Annotated in this window: 18 protein-coding genes; 7 read left to right on the top strand and 11 right to left on the bottom strand. The window is 66.7% G+C overall.

Annotated elements, in window-relative coordinates; translation table 11 throughout:
- Positions 1-59 precede the first annotated feature (59 nt).
- Positions 60-1019: a TAXI family TRAP transporter solute-binding subunit gene (locus ACIN94_RS30605; RefSeq protein WP_400713701.1), complete on the top strand. Its 960-nt coding sequence runs from the start codon at positions 60-62 to the stop codon at positions 1017-1019.
- Here ACIN94_RS30605 and ACIN94_RS30600 read toward each other — a convergent pair.
- Positions 1009-2346: an ATP-binding protein gene (locus tag ACIN94_RS30600; RefSeq protein WP_400713698.1), complete on the bottom strand. Its 1338-nt coding sequence runs from the start codon at positions 2344-2346 to the stop codon at positions 1009-1011. The genes ACIN94_RS30605 and ACIN94_RS30600 overlap by 11 nt on opposite strands.
- 45 nt (positions 2347-2391) lie before the next feature.
- Positions 2392-3084, bottom strand: coding sequence for a response regulator transcription factor (locus tag ACIN94_RS30595; protein WP_400713695.1), 693 nt, complete (start codon positions 3082-3084; stop codon positions 2392-2394).
- 485 nt (positions 3085-3569) lie between these two features.
- Here ACIN94_RS30595 and ACIN94_RS30590 point away from each other — a divergent pair, with 485 nt between their 5' ends.
- The 3 genes from ACIN94_RS30590 to ACIN94_RS30580 are packed head-to-tail and all read left to right on the top strand — an operon-like array spanning position 3570 to position 7004.
- Positions 3570-4526 (top strand): branched-chain amino acid ABC transporter permease, encoded by a 957-nt coding sequence (locus ACIN94_RS30590; RefSeq protein WP_400713692.1) that lies wholly within the window; start codon positions 3570-3572, stop codon positions 4524-4526.
- Positions 4523-6253 carry a branched-chain amino acid ABC transporter ATP-binding protein/permease gene (locus tag ACIN94_RS30585; protein WP_400713689.1) on the top strand — a complete coding sequence of 577 codons (1731 nt, stop codon included), beginning with the start codon at positions 4523-4525 and terminating at the stop codon, positions 6251-6253. The genes ACIN94_RS30590 and ACIN94_RS30585 overlap by 4 nt, the downstream gene beginning before the upstream one ends.
- A gap of 19 nt (positions 6254-6272) precedes the next feature.
- Complete coding sequence (locus tag ACIN94_RS30580) at positions 6273-7004, top strand: ABC transporter ATP-binding protein (RefSeq protein WP_400713686.1); 732 nt, start codon at positions 6273-6275, stop codon at positions 7002-7004.
- Between the two features lie 159 nt (positions 7005-7163).
- On the opposite strand, the gene ACIN94_RS30575 is transcribed toward ACIN94_RS30580, so the two are convergent.
- Together ACIN94_RS30575 and ACIN94_RS30570 are read right to left on the bottom strand one after the other, a co-directional pair.
- Positions 7164-9584 (bottom strand): hypothetical protein, encoded by a 2421-nt coding sequence (locus ACIN94_RS30575; RefSeq protein ID WP_400713684.1) that lies wholly within the window; start codon positions 9582-9584, stop codon positions 7164-7166.
- A gap of 553 nt (positions 9585-10137) precedes the next feature.
- Positions 10138-11352 carry an ABC transporter substrate-binding protein gene (locus tag ACIN94_RS30570; protein WP_400713681.1) on the bottom strand — a complete coding sequence of 405 codons (1215 nt, stop codon included), beginning with the start codon at positions 11350-11352 and terminating at the stop codon, positions 10138-10140.
- Between the two features lie 134 nt (positions 11353-11486).
- Here ACIN94_RS30570 and ACIN94_RS30565 point away from each other — a divergent pair, with 134 nt between their 5' ends.
- Both ACIN94_RS30565 and ACIN94_RS30560 read left to right on the top strand, forming a co-directional pair.
- Complete coding sequence (locus tag ACIN94_RS30565) at positions 11487-11966, top strand: hypothetical protein (protein WP_400713678.1); 480 nt, start codon at positions 11487-11489, stop codon at positions 11964-11966.
- 361 nt (positions 11967-12327) lie between these two features.
- On the top strand, positions 12328-14697 hold the full coding sequence (locus tag ACIN94_RS30560) for a WD40/YVTN/BNR-like repeat-containing protein (RefSeq protein ID WP_400713676.1): 2370 nt from the start codon (positions 12328-12330) through the stop codon (positions 14695-14697).
- Positions 14698-14995: 298 nt separating this feature from the next.
- Here the strand turns inward: ACIN94_RS30560 and ACIN94_RS30555 are convergent, their stop codons facing one another.
- From ACIN94_RS30555 to ACIN94_RS30530, 6 genes are all read right to left on the bottom strand, one after another.
- Complete coding sequence (locus ACIN94_RS30555; protein WP_400713673.1) at positions 14996-15523, bottom strand: hypothetical protein; 528 nt, start codon at positions 15521-15523, stop codon at positions 14996-14998.
- Between the two features lie 346 nt (positions 15524-15869).
- The gene (locus ACIN94_RS30550) at positions 15870-16457 is read right to left on the bottom strand and encodes a M23 family metallopeptidase (RefSeq protein ID WP_400713670.1); all 588 of its coding nucleotides are present in this window, start codon (positions 16455-16457) and stop codon (positions 15870-15872) included.
- A gap of 386 nt (positions 16458-16843) precedes the next feature.
- On the bottom strand, positions 16844-18166 hold the full coding sequence (locus ACIN94_RS30545; RefSeq protein WP_400713667.1) for a S8 family peptidase: 1323 nt from the start codon (positions 18164-18166) through the stop codon (positions 16844-16846).
- Between the two features lie 539 nt (positions 18167-18705).
- Positions 18706-21084: a Xaa-Pro dipeptidyl-peptidase gene (locus tag ACIN94_RS30540; protein WP_400713664.1), complete on the bottom strand. Its 2379-nt coding sequence runs from the start codon at positions 21082-21084 to the stop codon at positions 18706-18708.
- A 95-nt stretch (positions 21085-21179) separates the two neighbouring features.
- Positions 21180-21443: a hypothetical protein gene (locus tag ACIN94_RS30535; protein ID WP_400713661.1), complete on the bottom strand. Its 264-nt coding sequence runs from the start codon at positions 21441-21443 to the stop codon at positions 21180-21182.
- A gap of 12 nt (positions 21444-21455) precedes the next feature.
- Positions 21456-21671 carry a hypothetical protein gene (locus ACIN94_RS30530; protein ID WP_400713658.1) on the bottom strand — a complete coding sequence of 72 codons (216 nt, stop codon included), beginning with the start codon at positions 21669-21671 and terminating at the stop codon, positions 21456-21458.
- Between the two features lie 744 nt (positions 21672-22415).
- Here ACIN94_RS30530 and ACIN94_RS30525 point away from each other — a divergent pair.
- Positions 22416-23102, top strand: coding sequence for an MmpS family transport accessory protein (locus ACIN94_RS30525; protein WP_400713655.1), 687 nt, complete (start codon positions 22416-22418; stop codon positions 23100-23102).
- A gap of 335 nt (positions 23103-23437) precedes the next feature.
- Here the strand turns inward: ACIN94_RS30525 and ACIN94_RS30520 are convergent, their stop codons facing one another.
- On the bottom strand, positions 23438-24679 hold the full coding sequence (locus ACIN94_RS30520) for a DUF4041 domain-containing protein (RefSeq protein ID WP_400713652.1): 1242 nt from the start codon (positions 24677-24679) through the stop codon (positions 23438-23440).
- Between the last annotated feature and the right edge of the window lie 424 nt (positions 24680-25103).

Here is a 25103-nt window from a genome sequence, read left to right as displayed (position 1 = left end):
CAACGGCTGGGGGACGGCGGCGGAGCGCCCGCCGGCGGGTCCGCTGGTATCGTCGCGGGATGCTCCTCCCCGAGCTGACCCGCCGTGGTCTGGGGCTCTTACTGACCGCCGCCCTCACCGCGTGCTCGGCCTCCAGCGATGGCCGCACGATGGCTCACGTACGCGTCGCGACGGGTGGCACGAAGGGTGTCTACTACTCCTACGGCCAGGAGCTGGCCAAAGTGCTCAATGGCCGGCTCGAAGGGGTCGACGCGTCGGTCGACCCCACCGCCGGCTCCGTGGAGAACCTGCAGCGCATCGCCGACAGCCGGAGCACACTCGCCTTCGTCGCCGCCGACGCTGCCGCCGACGCGGTGGAGGGCCGCGGCCCCTTCTCGGAACCCCTTCCGATCAGGGCGGTCGCCCGCGTTTACGACGACTTCGTCCATCTGGTCGTAAGCTCTGCCAGCTCCGCGCGCGACATCACAGGCCTGCGCGGTCTGCGCGTGTCCGTGGGGTCCCCGTCATCCGGTACCGAGCTGATCGCGAACCGGATGCTGTCCATCGCCGGGCTCGACTGGAAAAAAGACATCCGGCGGGTCCGGCTCGGCATCAACGAGTCGGCCAACGCGCTCCGCAACGGCGACATCGACGCCTTCTTCTGGTCCGGTGGCCTGCCGACCAGCGGAGTGACGGAGCTGTCCCAGAGCGTGCCGGTCCGGCTGCTGCCGCTCGGTGAGCTGGTCGACGAGATGCGGGAGCGGTACGGCCCGTCGTACCGCCGCGCGACCATACCCATCGGGACGTACAGCACCGCGGCCGAGGTCACCACCATCGCGGTACCGAACTACCTGGTGACGAACGCCTCGACGGACAGCGGGCTCATCCGTCGCCTGACCTGGGTGCTGTTCGCCCGGCGTGACGAGATGGCCCGCGCGGTGCCCGCGGTGGCGCTGCTCGATCGGCGCGCCGCCATCGCCACCGTGCCGGTGCCGCTGCATGACGGGGCGCTCCGCTACTACCGCGATGTCAAGCGGTGACCGCCGGGACGAGTACGGCCACGACGAGGCCCCGCTCCGCGCCCGGCCGCACCTCGAGCCGTCCGCCCGATGGGGTCAACAGCGTCTTCGCGATGGACAGGCCGAGCCCTGTCCCCTCGATGTTCTGGTGCCGGGGGCTGCGCCAGAAGCGGTCGCCGACCCGCGCGATCTCCTCCGGAGACAGCCCCGTCCCTTCGTCCCTCACCCGGACCTCGACCCCATCCTCGGCCTGAGCCACCTCGACGCGGACCCGGCTGCCCGGTGGGCTGAACTTGAGCGCGTTGTCGAGCACGGTGTCCAACGCGCCGCTCACCGCCGCCCGGTCCGCGATCGCACACACGGGCTCCGATGCATCCACTTCGAGGTCGATTCCGCGTCGGTCGGCGACGACCCGCCACACCGCCAGCCGCTCGCCGACGAGGGCCGCGAAGTCGAGCCGGTCGGGCGCGTGGGCGCAGTGCTCGGCCCGTGCCAGCACGAGCAGCTGGTCGAGGATGTGTGTCAGCCGGCGGCCCTCCGCCCGGGCCAGGTCAAGATCATGGCTCCACTCCTCGCCAAGGCCGGCGCCCAGATACTCGAAGCGCAGGAGTAAGGCGCTGAGCGGGTTGCGCAGCTCGTGGGAAGCGTCCGCGACGAACGCGCGCTGCTCGTCGAGCAGGGTCTCGACGTGGTCGGCCATCTCGTTGAACGTCGTGACGAGGCTGCGCAGCTCCGGAGGGCCGCTCGCGCCGGACACCCGTGCGCCCAGCCCTCCGGTCGCGATGACGTGCGCCACCCGGCCCAGGGTGTGCACCGGCTTGAGCACCCACCGGGTGAACCGGAGGGCCAGCAGAACGCAGACGGCCAGCACGACAAGCTCGCCGATCGCGAGCAGCGCCCACCAGCGCAGGACCCGGCCGGCGAGGGCGTCGGTCGGCGAGACGGTCATCACCACCCCCACGACGTCGCCGCCTTGGAGCACCGGCTCCGCGACGACGATCGGCCTGCGGTCCCACGGCCAACGGAGATGCGGGTTCTCGCTGCGCCGCCCGCTCAGCGCCGCACGCACCGCGGACCGGCCTGATCCGTCAAACGCCGGCATCAGGGCCCGCGATGCCACCCGGACCTCGCCGCCCCTGTCGAGCACTGCGCCGGCGATGCCGTACACCTGGTCGTACCTCGCGAGCTCGTCGCCGAGCGTACGCAGATCGGTGGCCGTCATCCCCTGCTGTGCGATCGCGGCGAACCGTGTCGTGTCGCCCAGCCGGTCGACGTACATCGCCTGCTGCTGGCCCTCAGCGATGCTCCGTGCGAGCAGCATGCCCAGTACGAGGACAATGCTGCCCATGAGCCCTACGAGCAGAACGAGAAGCCGGGTGCGCACGCAGGGGCCTTAGATTACGGACATCGCCAGCCGGTAACCCACACCGCGTACGGTCTCGATGACAGCCGGGACGCCGAGCTTCGCCCGCAGCGAGGCCACGTGTACCTCCAGCGTGCGGCCCGCCCCCTCCCAGCTTGTCTGCCACACCTCGGCGAGGATCCTCTCCCGGCGCACGACCACGCCGGGCGCGGACGCCAGCAGGTCCAGCACGTCGAACTCCTTGCGGGTGAGGGAGACCGGCGCGTTATGTACGGTGACCTGCCGGCTGCCGCGGTCGATGCGTACGCCCTGAACCATGACGACCTGAGTCCGGCCCCGGCCGGGCTGCCCGTCGGTGCCGACACCACGGGTCCGGCGAGTGACCGCGTGGATGCGTGCCATCAGCTCCCGAAGGTCGTACGGCTTCACCATGTAGTCGTCAGCGCCGATGCTCAGCCCGTGGACACGGGCGTTCAGCTCCGTACGCGCGGTCACGACGATGATCGGGACGTCGTACGCCCGGCGCATCCGGCCGCACACCTCCAAGCCGTCCCGATCAGGGAGGCCGAGGTCGAGCAGCACGAGGTCGATCGGCTGCCGTTCGAGGGCCTCGAGGCCGGCCCGCCCCGTCGCCGCTCGTACGACGCCGAAGCCGTGCATGCGCAAGACCGAGGACAACGCGGCGGCTACACCATCGTCGTCCTCCACTACGAGCAAGCGCACCGGCTCTCTCCTCGCCTGCCATCGAGCCGTCGCAGGGCTTGACGTCGAATGTCGAAATTTCGCTTAATTTTGCTGAATGCGGCCGACTGGCGTCAATAGGACAGCGTGGCCGATATGTCTAACTTATCCCTAATCACGGTAAATGTGGATGTTGGCGGTTAAAAAGCAAGCCGAGAAGATAATGTCGGAAAAGTCGGAATTCTCGTGCTCTTAGGGTCTGCTCGGTAGTCAGTTCGTCGTCCCCGCTCCGGATTCTCCGTACGCGGCAGAAACGCCAAGGCGGCTTCCGTGAACGCCTCGGGCTCGGCCAGGCCGCGGTGTGGGACGAGCACGGCGTAGATGAAGGAAGATCGCGCGCAGTGGTCCGGCATCTGTCGAACGGACCCGCACGGGCTATAGGATCCCCCTCCGAAGACTGACGAAGGGTGCGTCGACATCTACTGCTATCACTCATCCGGCTTGCCAACCGCTGAGGATGGTGTTCGGTGAGCGGCGGGGTGGCCCTGCAGGCGTTCCTGAGCGGGTTGGCTCTGGGTGCGGCCTACGGCTTGATCGCGATGGGGTTCAGCCTCGTCTACCGGCTCACCAGAGTGATCGCTTTCGCGCACGGTGATCTCGTGATCGGTGGCGTGTTCATCGGTGTACTGGTGGTGCTCGGGTCCACGCCGGTGGCGGCAGCCCTGGACGTGACGCACTCTGTCGGGCTGGCGGTGCTGGTCATCGCTGCCGGAGCCGCACTGTCAGCGGGTGTCTACCTCATCGCCGTAAGGCCCTTCCTACCAGGAGTCGGGCGCCAGTCCACCCGCGGGGACGTCCTGGGCTGGGTGGCGGGTGGCCTGGCCGCTGGGCTGCTGATCCGGGAGGTTCTCGGGCTGGTGCTCACTCAGAACGCCTACGCGGTGCCGGATCCGTTGCGGCTGGGTCGGTTGACGCCTTCAGGGGTGCTGCAACTACCCGGAGGAGGGACGGTGGCGGTCCGTGCTCTCGGTGTCATAGGGATCGGGCTGGCTGTGGGGATCCTGGTCGAGCGGCTGCTCGTGCTCACCCGGACCGGCACGGCGATGAAGGCGGTCAGTGAGGATCCCACTGCTGCCGCGCTGCTCGGACTTCCGGTGCAACGGCTGGTGCTCATCGCTTTCGTGGTGGCCGGCGCATTGGCAGGTCTGGCGGGGCTTCTGATCTCGCCGGACCGTTCGCTTGGTGTTGACGATGGCGTCATCCTCGGCCTCAAGGCGATAGCGGCTGCGCTGTTGGGCGGCCTGGGATCGGTGCGTGGCGCGCTGGCCGGAGGGCTGGCGCTTGGTGTGATCGAGTCGTTCATTGTCACGTCGAGCGTTCTTGGCCCGCACTACGCCGATGTGGTGCCGCTGGCGATCCTGCTGATCGTGCTGGCCCTGGGGCGGCAGGGCCTGCGACTGCGGCTGCGTGAGGACCCGGAATGATCGTCGACCTGGCACACCATCTGTATCTGTTGGTCGCGGTGCTCGGGCTGGCTCTGTCCGTCTCGTACGGAGGGCAACCCGTCCTGTGCCAGGGCGCGTTCCTGGCCGTGGGCAGCTTCGGTGTCGTGCATCTGGAACGCGCCGGATTGCCGCTCGTCGCGGCCGCGTCCGCCAGCGCCGTATTTGCAGCGTTCGCCGGCTACCTGGTCGGCCTGCTCACGGCTCATCTGCGCGGCGCGGCGGTTGCGCTGTCGACGTGGGCATTTGCCTGGCTCGCGTACGCAATGCTCCATGCGTTTCCCGCCGTGTCCGGTGGGAGCCAAGGGCTGATCCGTCCGTCGCCGGCCCGCCTGCACTCACAGATCTTCGGGGTGACCATCACTCTTACACCGCTGGCGCACGTCGCCGTGGCGGGGTCGGTGTGTCTGCTCTTGCTGGCCGCCATCGCCCGATTGAACCGCGGGCCGGCCGGACTGGACTGGGCAGCCCTCCGTGAAGCTCCTGCGCTGGCCACATCCCTCGGAGTACCGGTGCTTCACCGCAGGGCGGCCCTCTTCGCCACGACCGCGGCCATCGCAGCAGTGTCCGGCGCGGGCATCACCGTACTGCTCGGGGTCGCCGCCCCGTCCGACGTCTCGCCACTGCTGTCCCTCCAGTTGTTCGTGGCGGTGCTGATCGGGGGTACGGCACGGCTGTGGGGGCCGGTGCTCGGCCTGCTCGTGATCGCCGTGATTCCACCGCTGGCTGACACGCTTGCCGGCACGGTTGGTCTTCCGTCTGAACGATCCGGTGGCGTGCTCACCGCCTTGGCGCTGGTCACAGTCCCCTTCCTCCGCGGGCCGATCGAACGGCTGGCCGGCCGGTGGCCCGAGCGCGCGGAGCGCCCGCGTGGGCCAGTGGAACTTTCCGGGGAACTCGCCACCCGCACCGCTTCCCGAGAAGGGGTGATGTTGGCTGCCCAGGGGTTGGATGTCCGTATTGGGGAGACGCACATCCTCACGGAGGTCGATCTGGAGGTACGAGCCGGAGAGGTCCACGCGCTCATCGGGCCTAACGGCAGCGGCAAGACGACGGCCTTACGTGCCCTCGCCGGCGCCCTGCAGCCCACGGGCGGCCGGATTCTGATGGAGCAGACCGACGTCACCGGGGCCGGCCAGCTCGAGATGGTCAGGAGAGGAGTGACCCGCACGTTCCAGCGCACGGTCGGTCTGGAGCGGCTCTGTCCTTACCGTCAGGTGCTGCTGGGAGTGCGCGGAGGAACACCGGTGCCGTTCGCCGCCATCCGACACCTTCTCGGAAGTACGTCGGCACGGGACCACGCAGCCGCCGCTGACCGCGAGGCGTGGAGGGCGCTGCATCTGACGGAACTCGCCGAGCGCGCGTTCGACCGCCCAAGGGAGCTCGGCGCCGGCGAACAACGCCTCCTGCAGGTGGCCCGGGCCGTGGCGACCGGGGCGCGCGTGCTGCTGCTCGACGAACCAGCCGTCGGCATGACCGGGCCGGAACGAGCCACGTTGGCCCGTGTCCTGCGTCGCCTCGCGGAAGGCGGCGCGGCCATTCTGCTGGTCGAACATGACCTGGCGCTGGTGTACGGCGTCGCCGACAGGATCACCGTCCTGGATCGCGGCCGGGTGCTGGCGGGCGGAACCCCCGAGTCGATGGCCGCCGATCCTGCGGTACGTCGGGTCTACCTCGGCGATGTCGATCTATCGTCCGCGCACGGCTGACGTACTGAGAGGAGACTGCGTGGCGCTACTCGAGGTCCGCGGACTATGCGTCTGCTACGGCGCTGTCCAGGTGCTGGACGGCGTGTCCTTTCACGTCGAGCGCGGCGAGATCGTCGCGTTGCTCGGCGGCAACGGCGCGGGCAAGACGACCATCGCCCGTTCGGTGTCGGGCCTGCATCGGGCGAGCTCGGGCGAGGTGCTGTTCGACGGCCGGGACATCACCCGGTGCGGTCCGCGGCGGATCGTCCAGTGGGGACTGAGTCACGTACCCGACGGTAGACGCGTCTTCCCCAGTCTCACGGTCGAGGAGAACCTAGACCTCGGTGCCTATCTCGACGGCCGCCGAAAGAACATCGTCGCCGAGCGCCGGGAGGGCGTCTACCGCACCTTTCCGCGACTGGCGGAGCGGCGTACGCAGCGCGCCGGCAGCCTGTCCGGCGGAGAGCAGCAGATGCTCGTCATCGGCCGTGGCCTCATGTCGGAACCCTCGCTGCTGATCCTCGACGAACCGTCGGCTGGTCTGGCTCCTACGTCGATCGCCGCGCTTAGCGAGGGCATCGCTGCCATTCGAGCAGGGGGCACGGCTGTTGTGCTCATCGAGCAACACCTTCAGTTGGCTTTGGGGCTCGCCGATCGGCTCGTCGTGCTGCAGGAAGGGCACGTGATCCTCAGTGGGCGCACTGCGGCGGTGGCGGCCGATCCGCGGATCGGGCAGATGTACTTCGGAGACAGAAACTCCCTGAAGACTTAGCTTCAGGCCGTGATCATGCGCTTTTCGCCCTTGGCGGATGGGCCGGAACGATCGTCACCGCCACATCGCAAGAACGCGGTCAGGGCCTCCGGGTGGGTGCGGGTAGCTGCTTCTTGTGTCGCGTGCGTCCCCAACACCTCGCCCGAAGGCCCTGACCGGTCATCGAACGGTGGCGACCACCGAACCGGTCCCTGGATGACCTGCATCACCGTCGTAGCCCGCGTCGGTCTTGACCACGATGATGTGAGCGGTGTCGCCGGAGATGGCCGAGCCGGTCTTGGAGATCGAGCTCGAAACAATCACTCCCATATAGTCGGGTAGTGGTCCCTTCGGAGGGTTCGATCCGTTGCCGGGGTCCGACCTCCAGTTGGTGCCGTGGTCCGGGTTCGCTGGAGCGTTGGCGTATCCCTTGAACGATGCGGGGGCCGAGCCGCCGCTGAGGAGATTGGCCTTCGCCCACTGCGCGCCCCAATACGTGACCGAGTTGCTCGCGCTCTCGTCCCCGACGACGAACGCTCCACCCCCCGGCGCGAAATCGTAGATCAGGGTCGTCGAACTGGCTGAGCCGGTGCTGCCGCCCCTGTCATGGACGCTGGTTGTGATGGTGAAGTTTCCCGTGCCCGTGTACGTGTGCGCGGCCGCCACCTTGAAATTGCCCTCGCCGCCGGTCACCGTCCCGGGCGAACTCGAGCCGTCGCCCCAGTCGACCGTTGCGGTGAAGTCGGATGGATCCGCAAGGCGGTTGCCGTCAGTGAAGGTCGCAACGGTTCCGCTGAGCTCCTGCGTCGACAGCGCCGGAGCGGCACCAGTCGCGGCGAGTGGCGCGTCAGCCACGACTACGGTCGACGTCACCGAGGCTTCCGAGCCATCCTCGGCGGCGATCGACACGGTCGCTTGGAATGTGCCTTCCTCGGCGTAGACATGCGAGCCGCTGACGCTGAACTTGCCGTTGCCGCCACTCACCGTTCCGACCGACGGCTTCGAGCCGTCGCCCCAGTCGATCGATGCGGTGAGGTCGGACGGCGTGGAGTCCGATACGGCATCTGTGACGTTCGCGATCTTGCCGGAGACCGCACTGCCTTCGATTCCGTGGAGGGTCTCGCCGCCGGCGTCGAATCGGCAGGTGGGCAACCGGAACGAGCCGATCCACGTGCTCCAGCTCTGACCGCTGACCTTGTAGTACTGGCCGACATACCAGAAGGTGCAGTCGTCGGCCGGGTCGAGTTCCATGCTGGTGTAGTCACCGTAGCGGTACTGGCTGCCGGTTCCGGTCCGCACGGAGATGCCGTCCTTGATGACACCCTCGTGCTGGGTCATGTGGTTGAGCGGGTCGCCGGCCAGGCGACTGGTGAACCGCACCCCGGGGAAAGTGTTGGATCCGCTGATCGCATGCCCCATCGCGATGTTCCCGCGCCTGTCCATGGCGATGCTGCCCATGAACCGGTGGTTATCGGTGTCCGGCGCGTACGTGCCCTGCTGGTGGAGGACCGGGTCGCCGTTCTGAAGCCGGAGCTCGTACCAGCGATCCGCGCTGGTACCCGCAGGAGAGTTCACGCTGTGCAGCAGCGTCAACGACTCGTGGTCACCGAAATTGCGGTACTTCATCCGCCGCATCAGCTTGTCGCCCTGGGTGTCCAGCTTCTGCGTCACGCCGGGCTGCGGGACGGCTTGGACCAACTGTCCGCCGCCCGCATACACGTAAGGCTCGACCCAGAGCTTGTTGTGGGGATTGAGCTCCGGGGGGCCCAGCGACCCGGCACCGCCGACACCGGGCGGGAACTCGCTGTTGCGGGGGTCGTGGAAGTTGATCGGCATGTACGTGCTGTTGGCCGGGTTGTCCCAGTCGACGTGGAACTTGTACGCATACAGCCCGTCATTGCCGAGAACCCCCGACAGCTGACGGCCTCCCGTCGCTACCTGGATGTTGGGCGCCCCGATCGGAGGGAGCGTGTAACCGTCGAGGTCGGCGGGCAACAGGAACTGCGCTGGGTCCACGGTCATGCACTGCATCGTGGCGGTCGTATCTCCGACCAGCATCTTGGTCCGGTCCACCACGCAACTGATCCGCTCGTTCCCGTCGTCCCCCGAGCTCTGCGTGGTGTAGTAGCCGTCCGGCCAGACACCGAGGACGGGGTAGTCCGGGAAGGCGGGCGACTGGAACGCGTAGCGGTAGTACTCGCCCAGAGCGTCACTGGTCTTGCTGACCAGGTAGCACATGAAGAAGGGACCAGCGGCGGGCTGGAAGGTGGGCAGCACGATAACCCAACGTTGTGCCAGCTGGTCGTAACGGACCACGGCGTCGCCGCTGTTCCTCTGTTCGCAGGAACCGCCGAAACCGGCGAACCAGCTGTTGTTGTTGACCGGCCCGTACAGGGTTCTGCCGGTCCTCTTGTCGAACACGGCCATCTTGGCATTGACCGTCTCGAGTACCTGGGTCGGCCCGACCGCGATGTTTTCGTCCGGCGGGTTGGTGAATCCCGACGTCACGGTGTCACCGTTCGCGGCCTTCATCTGGTAGCCCTCGCCCTCGAAGCTAGCCAGCAGCGGAGGCGCGGCCCGGGTGCCGTCAACCGTCTGCACGGACGCGTGACCACCCGGCGCCACTACCGCGGCGGTTCGCGAGAACGCAAGGCCGGGAGCCGGACCTTCGTGCTCGCATGGATTGGTGGTGTCCGCACATGGGTCCGCCCACTCGACCCCCGAGTCCTCCATCGACCCCACCGGGGGGGACACGTCCTGGAACATGGCCGCGTAGGTCACGGCCTTTGGACCGGTATGCGAGGACGCTCCGCGTCCGTCAACCGTGGTCAGCGTCATCAGCAACGCCATGCCTGCCACTGCGACGACCAGGGCGAGCGTACGCAGAGGTCTGATCGAGCGGCTCAGTCCGACTCGTTGGAAAGAAATCACTTCGCACCTTATGATGGAATGTGATATTGCACTGCCGTGAGTGTGTCAGTGCATAAACCACGTGTCAACGGTGGATCAACCACGTCAACCCGAATTTTCACGCGTTGACCGCGACAGTGATGCCTCATCGACACCTCCGAACCGACCCACGGTCGCGGTCCCTTACGCTCCCGTGACGTCGACGGCCTCGTGGTGCGCGGGCATGGCACCCAGTGACGGAACGTCAGTCTTGCAGCTGATTCACAGAGGGGAGGGTGTCGGAGAGCGGGTCGTCGTCGACGGGTTCGAAGACGAAGCCGTGGAACCGGGCGAAGTACATGTCGCTGGGGTTGACACCCTCGTGCTGGTTGGCCGCATAACCGCGGTAGTCGCCGTTGGCGCCGGTGATGCTGACCTTGTTCAGGGCCTCCATGAGCGGTTGGCCCAGTTCGCCGCCCTCGCTGAGCGATGCGGCGATCAGGCGAACCGCGTCATAGGAGAACATCGGCCAGTCTGGCGGCTGCACGACCTGCTTGCCGTCCTGGTGGACGCCGACCAGATCGACGCCCATCTTCGCCTCGTAGTTGGCGCGGAACTCCTCAAACGGCCTCGGCCCGACCTCGCTGGTCATCCGGAACGAGGCGAAGGTGACCTGGTCGAGCCAGTCCGGATGCTCGGCGAAGCGCTGGCGGACCAGCGGGTCTTCACCGGTCGGTCCGGTGTAGATGGGCACCTTCCAGCCCAGCGCGTGGACGGCCTGGATGGCGGCGATCACGTCGCTCGCGCTGGCCCATACCACCAGCTTGTCGGCGCCTGCCTGCCGCGCGGCCAGTACCTGCGTTGTCAGGTCGGAGGAACGTGTCGGTGCCTTCTGGTCCGCCACCACCTCCACCTCGTCGATCTTGAAGGCTTGCAGCAGCGCGTCCCGGCCTTGCTCTCCGTACGTGGAGTCATCACTGATCACGCCGACCTTGGGGCGGCTGTTCGCGATGTAGTCGGCGAGCCGGCGTGCCATGGGCTTGTTGGCCGGCGCCATCCGGAACAGGCTCGGCCAGCGGGACGGGTCGATCAGCGCCTCGCCGCCTTCGAAGCAGATGAAGACCGGCAGGTGTGCAGGGTCGGTGACCGAGGCAACGGAGGCCGCGCCGGTCCCGTCGGTGAGCAGAACGGCCGCGTGGTCGTCGACCGCCTTGCGGGCGTTCGCAGCGGCTTTGGCCGGCGATCCGGCGTTGTCGAGCACCGCCAGCTTGACTCGGCGTGCTCCGGACGGGGTGGTGACCCCGCCGTGTGCGTTGAGCTCGTCGACCGCGAGCCGCGCCCCTCGTTCGATGAAGGTGCCGATCCACGGCTCAGTGGACATCGGCGCGCTGACCACCACCAGCACGTCGTCGGTGGATGCACCCTGCGATCCGCCGCCCGAACAGGCGGAGACCAGCACGATGAGCGGAGCGAGCAACATTGTCGCGATCCGAAGCCTATGGCCGCGCCAGCGAACCTGGTAGCCTCGCCGCCCATAAATGCTTCCGCCCGTTTTGGGGGCTTCCTGCCGATACATGCGCAGGACCATATCCTACGTCTCGAGGAATCCATTTCATGAACATCAAACGACTGATCGCCATGGCGAGCGTCACTGTGGCCGCTGCGGCGTCGCTTGCCGGCTGCGGGGAAAGTTCGACTGGTGCTGATCCTGTGAGCACGGCTCCGGAGGCGGCGAGCCCTGCGGCAGCGGGCAACGGCATCGCCTGCTCGCAGGCCGGAGACCTGACTGCCACCCCCGACTTGAAGCCGCCCGCGGACGTGCCGATGGTGCCCGGCGGCCAGATCTACCTGGCCAAGGGTCCCTTCGGCAAGACCGAGCTGTTCTTCCTCTGGAAGGACGCGGATCCCACAAACCTCGATGCTGTCCGTGACGAGGCAGCCGACGTACTCGCCAAGGCCGGATACACGATCGAGCGCAAGGACCAGGAAGAAGGTTCGGAAGCCGAAGCGCACCTGTCTGGACCTCACGACGTCGCCATCCAGGTGATCCAGCTGTGCGAAGGGAAGGTACGGATCAAGTACAACATCTCGTAGGGGGACAGACCTCGAGTTCGTTGCTTCCTGCATCTGTCGTGTGATCACTTGTGATCATCCCCTGCTGGCTAATTTGCCCCCCAACCTCGGCCGCATGACGGAGTGTGTGGTGTTGTTGCAGCCGCGTCCGTGGCCGGAGGTTCCGGAGATGACCGGGGAGAGGCGCCCTCGATCTACGCCTCGCAGCATGACCGGGAATTAGCCAGCAGCGGGACCGGGGCATCATTTAGACAAATGTCTAAATGATGCTAGACAGATGTCCGATTGACGCGATTTTGCCTCTCTTTTACCTTTGAGCGCTAGCTGTCCTGTCGTGGACAGGTGACTTGGAGGCGGAATGATCAAGAGGCGCAATGTCCGAATGAGGCGGCCTACGTTACCCGTGATCGGCGCGGTGGGGGCGCTCGCACTCGCCGTATCGGCCTTGACCTTCCAGGCGCCCGCGTACTCGGGCCAGACAATCCAGGCCGCGGAAAGCCAGACAAGCCCCTCTCTGCAGCTTCCCGGCGAGGAGGAGGACGGTGGCCCCGCCGAACCGGCGGACTACCTCACACAGAAGTTCACCTCCGGCAAGGAGGTGACGCCGGGGCAAGTCAAACAAGCGGTCCAGCAAGCCAGAGCGCTCAAGCCGGGCGACGGTACCTGGGAACTCGTCGGCCCCTCGAACATCGGAGGCCGTGTCACCGACCTGGCCGTAGACCCCGCCCACGCCGACACGTTGTACATCGCGGCATCAGGCGGCGGTGTCTGGAAGAGCACGGATGCCGGCGACACCTTCGAGCCGGCCTGGCCGGGCGACTACACTCAGACGATCGGCGCGCTGGCGATGGGCTCCGACGGCACGTTGTGGGCCGGGACCGGCGAGACGAACCCGTCCGGCGGTGGTCTGACCTATTTCGGCGACGGTGTCTACAAGTCGGACGACGGCGGCAAGCACTGGAAGCAGTGGGGCCTTACCGGGAGCGCGGCGATCGGCAGGATCGTCGTCGACCCCACAGACCCGCAGACCGTCTTCGTCGCGGCTTCGGGGAACCTCTCCGGGTCGGCGAGTGAGCGCGGCATCTACCGGCTGACGAACAGCGGCAAGGACTGGAAGCTCGTCCTGCCGACGCCGAACAACACCACGGGCGGCGTCGACCTGGCGATCGACCCGACGAACCCCAAGCGGATCTTCGCGGCGCTCTGGGACCACCAGCGCAACAGCGGCGCACGCCTCTACGGCGGTGCCGGCTCCGGCCTGTACCGGTCCGACGACGGCGGCGACACGTGGAAGCGGCTGGAGAACGTGACCGGCAAGCATGTCACGGACGCGTCGGGCACCGGCCTGACCAGCGACGCGGGCCTGGGCCGCATCGGCGTGGCGGTCGCGCCGAGCGACCCGAACCGGGTCTACGTGATTTCCGGGACGACGTACGGTGCCGACAAGGGCTTCTACGTCTCCGACGACGGCGGCGACTCGTTCGTGCCGAGCGGCCGTGCAGGCGGCTCAAGCGGCTTCGAGTGGTGGTTCGGGCGCCTGTTTGTCGACCCGAAGGACAAGAACCACGTGTTCAATGCCGACGTCAACCTGCGCGAGTCCAAGGACGGCGGCGCGACGTGGGCCACCTCCAGCGGACCGCACGCCGACCAGCACATGGTTAAGTGGGACCCCAACGTCCCGGACCGGGTCTACCTCGGCAACGACGGCGGTGTCTACCGCTCTGAGGCCAATGGCGCGACCCGCTCGTGGATCCACGCGACGTACGAGCCGTTCAACCAGTCGTACCACCTCGCGGTGGCCAACGACGACCCGAACCGGCTCGCCACCGGCCTGCAGGACAACGGCAGCAACCGTACCTGGACCAACACCGCCGGGCCTTCGGACCTGACGCAGTGGAACTCCTACGGCGGCGGTGACGGCCACTACGTCCTGATCGATCCGAGCGACCACAACATCTACTACGAGTGCTCCCAGGTCGGAGTGTGCTCGCGGCACGAGGACGCGAACGGCACTTCCCGCACCATCCGGTTCGGAAAGCGGGCCTCCTCGCGGATCACGACCGACGCCCCGATCGTCCTCGACCCGAACGACCCGTCGATTCTGTACTTCGGTGGCAACGTGCTCGAGCGTTCGACTGACCGGGGCACGACCTTCACACAGATCAGCCCGCCCGGGGACTACCTCACGGGACCGGTACCGCCGGAGCAGAACGACAAGGGATCTTACGGAGGCCTTTACTCCGCAATCACCGCGATCGGTCTGGCGAAGACCGATGGCAACACGATCTACGTCGGCACCGACACCGGCCGGCTCTGGAAGACGACCGACCTCGGTGCCAACTGGACCGAGTTCACCGGCAAGGGTCTGCCCGTCCGGTGGGTCAACTCGATCATCGTAGACCCGGCCAACGCCGACCACGTGTACGTGGCCTACTCGGGCTACCGCGAGGGCGACACCGCGGCGAACATCTGGGAGACGACCAACGGCGGCAATAGCTGGCAGAACATCAGCGGAAAGCTGCCGAACGCGCCGGTCGAGATGCTCGCCTACGACCAGCCGAACGACCAGCTCTACGCCGCGACCGACTTCGGCGTCTTCTACGACAAGAACGGCAAGAAGAACTGGAAGCGGGTCGGCGACGGCCTGCCCAACACGCCGGTGCTCGACATCAAGATCACCGGTGACGGCAAAACGCTCTATGCGGCGACGTTTGGCCGTAGCGTCTGGAAGATCTCGCTTCCGCAGAAGTAGCGAGCTGCGCCCAGACGGTCAGGGAGGGCGGGCACACAAGGGCCCGTCCTCCCTCACCAGCGCGGTCCGCTCGACGGGCACGTTGCCGAGGTACGACAGCACGATGGCGGCGGCGTTGACGTTCGGCCCATAGGTCACCGTCCGAGGGTGCCCGGATCGCCGAGCACCTGACATGGGTTTCCAACCCGCTACCGCGTTTCCGTTGTCTGGCGTAGAATGCGGCATCTCCGTGGACTAGCCTTCGACGATCGGCTGCGCACCGCGGGTCCCTCCGATGGACTTGTATCGCGACACACAATCAGTGCCGGATGTCCAGCCGCTTGCGACGGACAAGGCGCCTCCAGGCCACGACACCGACCGCCGATGCGACGGCGACGGCGCCGATCTTGAGCGACATGCCGATCGGACTCCCACGGTCAGATACGGGGGCGGCCTCCGCTGCCTTGGGCACGGCGGGGATGTCTCGTGCTATCACGTTCGCCGTCGTGTGCGTCTTGGACGGCTTGGTCGTGGTCACTGTGACACGCCACTTGCCGTTCGGCAGCGGCTGGGCGGAGTGGTAGAGGTTCTGGCCCTCGGGCGCCGACATGAGCCGGACCGGACCGAAGGAACGGCCGTCGGTGGAGGTTGCGACCAACGTCGCGTCGACGATGTCTCTGACCGGATGGCCATCCGCTTTCCAGGTGACCAGCACGTTGATGTCATGACTGCCGTCCCCGGTCACCTCCAGCTTGATCGGTCCGCCATGGGCGGAAGCCGCCGGTGCGCCGAACAGCAGAACGAGTCCGGCTAGCAGGACAGTCGTCGCGGCGTTCCTGAGTGCCATGTTCACGAATGGTGACTCCCCTCGTGTTCGGCGTCTGAGGTGAGTGCCCCGCTGCCAGGCGATGTCGGTAAGAACACGTGCTGGTGCCCGTAGCCCGCGTCGATGTTCACGGCGTCGAGAGCGGTGGCCCCGATCAACCAGGTGAAGATCGCGTCAGCTCGTTGCCGTACGGCGAGGTCCACCGCGGTCTCGCGGGTGGACCCGGTAAGTGCCTGCGAGGTTGCGTATGTGTCCGTGCCAGAGCCAGAATTCAGCCGACGTTGACACCGTGTGCTTTCAGTTGAACACGGAGCGGCTGTACGGCTGTTCTGCGAGCACCCTGTCCTTACCTCTCAGGTCAGTACAGCTAGTCGACGCTGATTCGGACGCGCTTGGCGGGCAAGGGACTGTCGTTCCGTCCGTGCCAACGTCGGCCGTCCCAGAGCCGGTATCGGCGCACGGCGAAGGGAACGGGCCGGGCGGTGAGCGGATCGGGGCCGTTCATCACCTGCAGGTGCAGGTGCGGCCCAAGGGCGTTACCTGAGGCACCGATCAGCCCGATCGTCTCCCGCGCGCGCACTGCCTGGCCGGAGGCGACGCGGACCGATCCCTGCTGCAGGTGGGCAAGCAGTACATAGGTGCCGTCCGCACCGAGGACCACGTGGTTTCCGGCCATCGCCGGGATTTGCTTACCGAGGAGCAACGGCCGGAGCAGGAGTCCCGCCGGGACGTCGCGCCAGGGGACGAGCCGATCGCGGTCGGGTTCACCGTCGTGACCGACCAGAACCTCACCGTCGAGAGGCGAACGGACCGGCCGTGCCCAGCCGCTGACGTCGGAGGAGCGCAACCGGCAGGTCAGGTAGCGCCACCATCCGCCCTCCGCCACAGCTGCGGAGCCGGGCTCCAGCGGAAGGAGGTCGAACGCCCAGCGCGAATGGCCGGGAGGATTGAGCACCCAGCACTCCCCCTGTGACCGGGAAGTCGATGACCGTATCACCGCGGCTCTCGGCGCTCATGCCGCCCGCTCGGCTCGTTCGACGAGCTTGCCGGCTTGGAACATGTGGTCGCCGCGCTCGACGCCATTCGAGGCGAGATCCGCGCAACAACGTGAACAGTACTGAAGCCCGACCCGCAGGTCGTCAGGAGCGAGCACTCGGAAAAGGTGGTCGACCTGATCGCGGAAAGCATGTCGTGACGGTGCCGGGTGAGTGTCTGAGCCCCCATGTGGCGATGCCACAGCGCGATCACATCCGATTAAAGGCTCGCGTCGTACAGTGCATGGCGCCCGAGCCAGGCCGGCCCGGGCGCGCTCTCAATCTGCTCGGCGCTGGTACGCCGTGATCAGGGTGTCGCCCCCACGGCAGCGGCCGCGTTGACGAAGCCGGCGCCGTAGAAGTTGGTCCGCACTCCCTCGGCCTTGCAGATGCCCGCGGTCACCGGGTAGTTCACGGGGCACGGCGCGGGCGTGGCCGTCGCGTAAAGACGCTCACGGATCTGGTCGGCACTCAGCTCGGGGAAGCGGCTCGCGACCAGGGCGGCGACACCGGCGACCTGCGGTGAGGCCATCGAAGTGCCGGAGGCGGGGCGGTACTGGCCGTTCGGCCACGTCGACCACGTGTTCGCGCCGGGAGCGCCCAGCCCCACTGAGCCGAAACCGAAGTTGGAGAACGTGGCCTTGCGCAGGTTCTGGTCAAGGGCCGATGCGCCGATGACACCCGGCAGCTGGTGCGGCAGGCGGAGGCAGGTGGTGTCGATGGTCCGCTTGACCGGAGTCGTGTCCGCGGGGCTGTCGACGTCCTGCGTACGGGTGTCCCAGTCGGTCCCGGCATTGCCCGCAGAGGCGACGAACAGCACGTTGCGGCTCTGCGCGTAAGCGGCCGCCCGGGAAACGGCCTTGAGGATGGCGGCCTGGTCCGGGTCGCTCGGGCAGGAGAAGCGCCAGGGGTAGGTGCGGTAGCTGTTGTTGACGATCCGGAAGCCGTGCTCTGCGGCCCAAATGTAGCCGCAGACCTCGGACTCCGGGGTCTCCTCGTCATCGCCATCGGCCATCTTGACCGCGGCAATCCGCACGTCCGGGGCGATGCCGACGGTCCCCTTGCCGTCCCGGGCGGCGGCGATGGTGCCGGCCAGATGGGTGCCGTGGCCGTCCCTGGTGTTGCGCCACGCGCCGTACGTCTGGTCGGCCCAGCCCGCGACGCAGGTGACGGACTGGCTCGTGTCGACGGCGTGCTGGATCTCGGGGTGGGTGTCGTCCACGCCCGTGTCGAGGATGCCGACGGTGACGTCCTTGCTGCCGGTGGTGACCTCATGTGCCTTGGCGACGTCGATCGCCAGCGTGTCCCACCCCTGGCCCTCGGCCGGAACCTCGTTGGACCGAGGATAGGGCGCGCCGGTGAACTCGGCCTTGGCGCGCTGGGCGAAGAAACCTGCCGGGATCTTGGCCGTTCGCGTCGCGCCGACCGCCTCGATCGTCTTGTCCTGGCGCAGCCGGGCGGAGAAGTCGTCTGCTGCGGAGTAGGCGACGACGACGCCGACCTGCGGGTAGGAGGAGACGACCGTGCCGCCGTTGCTACTGATGATCCGCTCGGTCTTCATCGTCTGGCCCTGGTTGGCCCGGGTGACCACGACGTATGGCATGACCCGCTGGTTCGGGTCGGCGATCACCGGACGGGTTGTGATGGGGGCGTCGGCCTGAGCAGGCCCTGCGAGTGCGGCTACCCCTAAAGCCAGCGCAACGGGCAATGCGCCCGCCAGGATTATGTGCAATTTGCGCATTATGTCCTCCATTGGTTACCGGGAGACTAACGAAGGCCAAACTTTCGATCAAGCACAAATCGCCCAAGGCTGCTCGATACGGGCAACCACATCGAGATACGGGCAATCACGTCGAGATGCGGGCAACCACGTCGAGCAGTCCGGCCCGCTTCGCCTGCCGTGGCGGCAAATCGAGGCGATGATGGCCCCTTTCGCGCTGGAGCGTGACCTGCTGCTGACCATTCCGGGGCTGGGTCGCGCCGCCACTGCCGTGGGGTATGCGCTGCTACCGGGAAGGAGCGCTCCGCTGCAAGAGGGAGAGGAACGCTGCAGGAGAGGATCAGCGTGTGGCCGGCAAGCGGCTCAGCTCGGTAGGGGTCCTGGGTGCTGCAGTGACCGCCCCCACCCCGGGGCCGGCGAGCCGGACCGCGCGGCCCCGGGGAGAGACATCACTTGCCGATGTTGGACCGCGCAGCCGCGCTGACCAGGGCGCCGCGATCGCGTCCGCTGATCAGGTCGGCCGCCGCCAGCTGGTCGGCCACGTCACCGACGTGGCTGACGAACTGCCCGTGGTTCTTCCACTTCTCCTGGTCGAGGATGTGGTGCCTGATGGTGCAGGTGCCGGCCAGTACCCGGTTCTGGACACCGCTGTCCACGCCCCCGATCACCACGGTCTTGGAGCTGTCTGCAGGACAGATGCCCACGGCCAACGGGCCGCCCACGACCGGCAGCTTGACCGACGTCCCGGCGAGGTCGACGGTCAGTCGGGTCCCGGGCTGCGGGCGCAAGGTGAACTCCGCGTCGGTCGAGAAGATCATCAGTCCGAGCTGCTGGCCCGGCTGCAGCACCTTGTCGGTGGGCTCCAGCGGGAAGGTGACGTCATAGAACCGGCCAGGCGTCAACGGCTCGCCGTAGGTCAGCGAGCTGTGGTTCTGCGGGTCCGCCCAGCCGCGGGTGATGATGCTGGTGCTGGTCCCCTGCGTGCTCGAGGTGCATCCTGACGCGCCGGTCCACGGCAGGCGGACCAGGGCGACCGACAGGTTCGCCGCCGGCTTGCTGGATGCCAGCCGCACGGTGATCTGCGGTGTTCCGGACAGGTGCATCGGTGCCGTGAGCACCGGTGTGGTGTAGAGCAGCCGGTTCTCGGACTGTTGGGTTGCCAGAGTTCCGGCGTTGCAGGCGGTGTTCCCAGCGTCGACCAGCGTCTCGTTCCCGGTTCCGGGCTTGGCCAGCGACGTAAGGCCACCGGCGGTGTTACCGCCGGGCTGCAGCTGGAACGTGACCTGGGAGGCGGCCGGGTTCGGGTAGTCAGCGTACGGGGTCGGGTTCGCCGCCGAACACGCGATGCTCACGGTGGTCCCGTTGGCGACTCGCTGACCGGCTGCGGTTGCCACAGGCGACGCGAGCACCAGCGTGGTCGAGTCGGGGATCGAATCAACCACGCGAGTGGTGTTGGTGACCGTCCCATTCGCATTGGTCTGGGGCACCGTCAGCGTGAAGCCGAGGGGGATCTGGCTCGTGTCGGCAACCTTCAGTGTCGCGGCGTTTGCCTGGTCGCCCACCACGGTCGCGGTCCTTGGCGGACAGGCCTCGGCCTCCCGCGCGACCCATGCCTTCGGGTCGTTTTCGACGCCGTTCTGTACCCCGTACAGGTAGCGGGTGAACCACTTGTTCGTCATCACAAGCGGTGGGTTCCCGCCGTGGCCGCCCTGGTGGAAATAGGCCTGGAGCGGTATCCCCTTGGCCTTGAGCGCCTCGTAGATGCGCACACTGTGCTCGGGAACCACGTTCCAGTCGTTGAAGGCGTGCGCCATCAACGTGGCCGCCTTCACCTTGTCGAGTTGGTTGAGGTAGTCCCGCCCGGCCCAGAAGTCGTTGTAGTCACCGGTGACCCGATCCTGATGGGCGTTCATCTCCTTGACGCGGACGGTCTCGGCGCAGTACGCACGCCGGTCCGGGTAGCCGCTGCTGATGTAGTCGAACAGGAAGTCGATGTCCTCGCCCGGCCAGCCGCCTGGGTTCCTGACCAGGCCGTTGGACCGGTAGTAGTGGTAGTACGAGGTGTTCGGCGCGACCGGGATGATGGCCTCCAGGCCGTCGACGCCGGTGGTCGCCGCGGCGAGCGGCAGCGTGCCGTTGTACGAGGTGCCGGTCATGCCGACCTTGCCCGTGGACCAGCCGGTGGCTACGACCTCGTCGCCACCGTCCACCGCGGTGTAGCCCTTTGCCCGGCCGTTCATCCAGTCGATGACCGCCTTCGGGGCCAGGGATTCATTCGGGGCGCCAACCGTTGGGCACCCCTGGGACAGGCCGGTGCCAGGCGAGTCGGAGTGAACCACGGCGAAGCCGCGCGGCACCCACGTGCTCACCATGCTGGTCGAGACGGACGTCCGGTTGGCCTGGAACGGGATCAGCGGAGGTGAAGTGCGCGGCGGGGGCACGGCTCCCAGTTCGTGGGAGACGTTCCAAAGATACTGGGAGTTCGTGGACGCCGTGCCGGCGTAGTAGGGACTGGTCTCGTAGATGACCGGGACCTTCAGACCTTCGGTCTCGGTCTGCCGAGGCCGGGTCACGTCGACATGCACACGATCGCGTTTGCCGTCGCCGTCGGTGTCGAACTCGGTCTCCACCCACAGCTGCTGGCGGATCCACTGCGAGGAGTCCGAAAACTCGGGAACGATCTGCGCCTGCCCGTCACTGAAGATCGGGCCGGCCTTCGGCTGCGCGTTTGCCACACCGGTTGCGGTGAGCACCGTGGCGGTCAGGACACCGGCGCAGATTGCTGCAGCCGCGGCACGGGCACGCAGGCGTCCTCGGTATAAGGCCATCGACTTCCCTCCACCCATGTGTGACATTTCACATATCACATGTTTGAAAGGGAAGATATGGGATGGTCGGCCTGCCCACAAGGGCTGTCCATGACTCAGCCTGGATCCACGGCGTGAATTCTGCTGATCGTTTTCTGGTCCAAATCCTCGACGGGCACCGTTCCGCCAGGTAAGGGCCCCGTTTTGGGGCGTGGCGGAGCCGCCGCGCCCGGGTCGCGGCCTATCCGGGTGTCCTTCGGGTCGGGGGTGGGGGTACGCAGCAGCTTGGTGGCCGCAGCGTCGTCGAGGAAGCGGGGCAGCCGGTACATGGTGGAGACCGAGCACAGATAGACGCCCTCGTCCAACAGGGTCGCCCACACCTGCGGCCGCCTTCAGTGCCCCATGGTCACGAGCCAGCCGCCAGTCCAGGATGTACGTGGAGTACAGGCCCTCGCGGCGGAGCAACGCGCCTTGGCGCCCGGCTCGGTCAGCGCGTCGTACTCCGCGCTGAACTTCCGCCGCTTGGGCCGCTCGGCCCGCCGGCCCTCCAGCTCCGAGCTCACAGCCACATCATCACGCACACCGACACCCAGCTCGGCAACACTCAAGGTCTCGATCCTCAAAGGTCCTGTCTCGCCCTACTAAGCATCAGAAGGTTACTTCCTCCTCATGTCTCACTAGAGCCTGCCGAAGAGGACCATCCCCTTGCCAACACGGACCTGACAATCTCCGGCACAATGGCATTACAAAACCTGATCAGCTCTCCAGAGACCAGCCGTGATTCCTCATGCTGCGAGATCAGCATGTCCAGTGTCGGTGGAGGAGGAATACGGCGCCGACAGACACCCGTTTCCGTGTCATCGGTGACAGTCACTCAGTTAGTCACCCAACAACAGAAAAGGGTGCCACGTGATCTCGTGACACTCTATCCGACCTGCGAAAACGCGGTCAGGACGACAGGATTTGAACCTGCGACCCCTTGACCCCCAGGACGTTGGGGTAGGTGTTTTCGCAGCTCAACGGCTTTCAGGTGGCTACGGATGGCGTCGGGTGACGTGCGGGTTGTTCGGCTGCGTGCACGACGTGTGGTCCACACCTGGTCCCCGTGCGTTGCTACCTCTTGAGCGGCCCTCTTAACAATGTAGATCACGTAGATACGGATGTCTTCCAACTGGACACCTCCCGGGCTCGGCTCGCCTACGCGGTTGGAGCGTCCGAGGAGGAAGCAGACGCCATCCTGCGCAGCAATGTTCGTACAGCGCGCCGGACAAGCAGGTGACCGGATTCGACCACGGCGACAACCGTTCATAGGTAACAGGCGTCCCACACGTACCCCGAAATGTGGAGGACCCGTGAGCTACACGCCTGGCTACGGCCAGCAACCCCCACCCGGATACGGCTACGGGTACGCAGCCCCGCCGCCGAAAACCAACGGGCTCGCCGTCGCCAGCCTTGTGCTCGGCCTTACAGGGTTCATCACCTGCGGATTCACATCGATCTTGGCCGTGGTGTTCGGACACGTGGCCCTCGGCCAAATCAGGAGGGATCGTACCGACGGCCACAGCATGGCGTTGACCGGCGTCATCCTCGGCTGGATCCTCACCGGCCTATGGATCCTCTACTGGGTGCTCGTCGTCAGCGGCATCGTCGGCGCCGGGTTCAGCGCCCTCGACGACCCCGGACCCAACACAGGGCGCACGCAGCTCAGCCACAGCAGCCCGCCCGCCGCGCAAGAGGAGCAGGAGAACACGTCGGGTGCGCACACGGTGCTGTTCGAAGCCATCGGCAGCGACGGGGCCACCAGCGCGGGCAACATCACCTACAGCGTGAAGTACGACATCAAGCAAGCGCAGGGCGTGCCCCTGCCGTACAGCAAAGAGATCAAAGTCGGCGACACCCCGTACCTGTACCTGTGGGCGCAGAACGCAGGTGCCAAAGGGTCGGTGACGTGCCGCATCACGGTCGATGACGAAGTCATTTGGGAGGACGTCGCGAATGGCCCGTACGGGGTGTGCACCGTCACTGGCAACGGCCCATAGGCCAGCTCCTCGTCGGGCCCTGCATCCGGACATGGAACCTAACTGCCCCGGTTGACCGCTGAGCCGATCGGCCCGACTCCGCGAGAGGGCCAGAAGCCGCCCCCGTTTGCGAGAGATGAAGCGACGCCTCCGGTGCAGGTCAGAGGGTTACGGCGGACGCGTCGGCCTGTAGGCCGGGTTCTAATTCGGCGTGCTCACGACCTGCACGCCAGCCAGCGGTCTGCCGTCTGACCTGCAGGAACGCTGCCGTCCTTTGACATTGTTCTCCGCCTCCTTCCAATGCCATGTGCCCCCAATGTGCCCTCGGGGTATTCCGGCCAGGTGCGCGATTCGGCTCAGCCCGCTGCCGCCTTCGCGTGAACCGACTGGCGCCACTCCAGGGCCTCAGCAGTATCCCGGTACTCCAGAAGGTGCTGGCCCGCGATCTTCTGCAACAGGTCCCTGACATCGGCGGGCGTGGCGCGGAAGAACTCGCGGCGGAGGTTGACCTTGTTGACGCGCCGGTCGTTCAACGCGGCGTGCAGCCGCCCCTCAAGCCCGACCGCGTCGTCACTGAAGATCAGCGCGTGCGTGTCGAACTTGAACGGCACGGAAGCATCACCCAGCTCCCGGACGCGGCCCTCGGGTTCCAGTCGTCGGGTCATGCCGATCTTGACGACGTTCTCACCGAACGCGCCGATGTTGGAGATCACGTACACGTAGCCGGCCCGGACGTTGGCCTCCCGCGCCTCGACATCGCTGACCACCGCCCCGATCTCCTCCAGCTTCGCCTTGAGCTCCTCCGCTCCGGCTTCATCACCCTTGACCAGCAGCTTGGACAGCGCAGAGCGGTAATGAGCCTCCTCCTTACGGAGTCTGGCCTTCTCCCGCTCGAACTCCCGCCGCGCGGCCTCCTCCTCACGCTGTTGCTCCCGCTGGGCACGGGTGCGCTCCTTTTCCTCCTCCTGTTTGGCCAGGTAGTCGGCGGTCAGCTCCAGCTCGTAGATCCGCAGCCGGTGGTAGTCACCGCTGACGTGGATGTTCATCGTCTTGCCGAGCTTGACGATCATCTCCACGGCCTTCTCCAGGCGGTCGACGGCCGACTGCAGCTTGTAGGGACGCATCGTGCGCACGCAGTTGTCGGCCTCGGCGTTGTAGGCACGCAGCATCAGCTTGGAGAAGTCACGCACCATCCGGCGTCCCTCGGCCGCTGACCCGTTGACCTGCCAGCCGGTGGAGCCCAGCACCGCCTTGCCATTCTTGGACAGCGCCTTGATGCGGGCCTTGACCTGCGCCAGCCGCTCCTTGTAGGCCACCGCGTCACTCAGTGGGTGCCGATACTCATAGACACTGGCCTCCTGCAACAGCACGGTCTCCTCGGTCTGCACGATCAGCTGCTCAACCTCGCGCAGACGCCGCGTGGCATCCGCGATGGCCGCCTGCAGTCCCTGGTGCTCGGCATGCAGCGCCTCGGTCATCGCAGAGACGCGCATGGCGTCCATTCCGCCCAGCCGCTCGACCCACGCGCGCAACTCGGCGTTCTCCGCCTCCAGCTTCTTCTTACCGCCGAACAGCCCTCCACCGCTGCGCTCCGGCATCACGGGAGCGGGAACGGGCTGTGGCTGAACCGGAGGTGCAGAAGGCGGAGGCGACGGCTGTACCGGAACCCAGAACTCCCAGCCGGGCGGCGCCGGAGGCTACGACGGATTCGGTTGCCATCCCTGCGGAGGCCGCCAGCCCACAGGGGGAACCGGCCATCCGGGAGGCGAGTTAAACCGGTGCTCCATCGTCACGCCCTCCTCGACCACGTGCGCCGTCGCGACACATGCCACAAGAAGACAGCCGCCTCGGCTCATTGGTTTACAACAACCCCAACAATTCGCAGGGATGCCCACCAACGGCAGACACCAGGCATAGAGGGTCAAATAAGGATCTCTCCCACCCCTGACCGGTTGGTTGCAGAGACTCATGAAGGTGCACACAAAATAGGCTAATTTCGGACTTATAGTGCAAATCCAGCAA

Source organism: Streptosporangium sp. NPDC087985, from assembly GCF_044741965.1.
Lineage (GTDB): Bacteria > Actinomycetota > Actinomycetes > Streptosporangiales > Streptosporangiaceae > Streptosporangium.
Note: the sequence above shows the minus strand (reverse complement) of the source record. Positions and strands in the feature narration are given on the sequence as shown.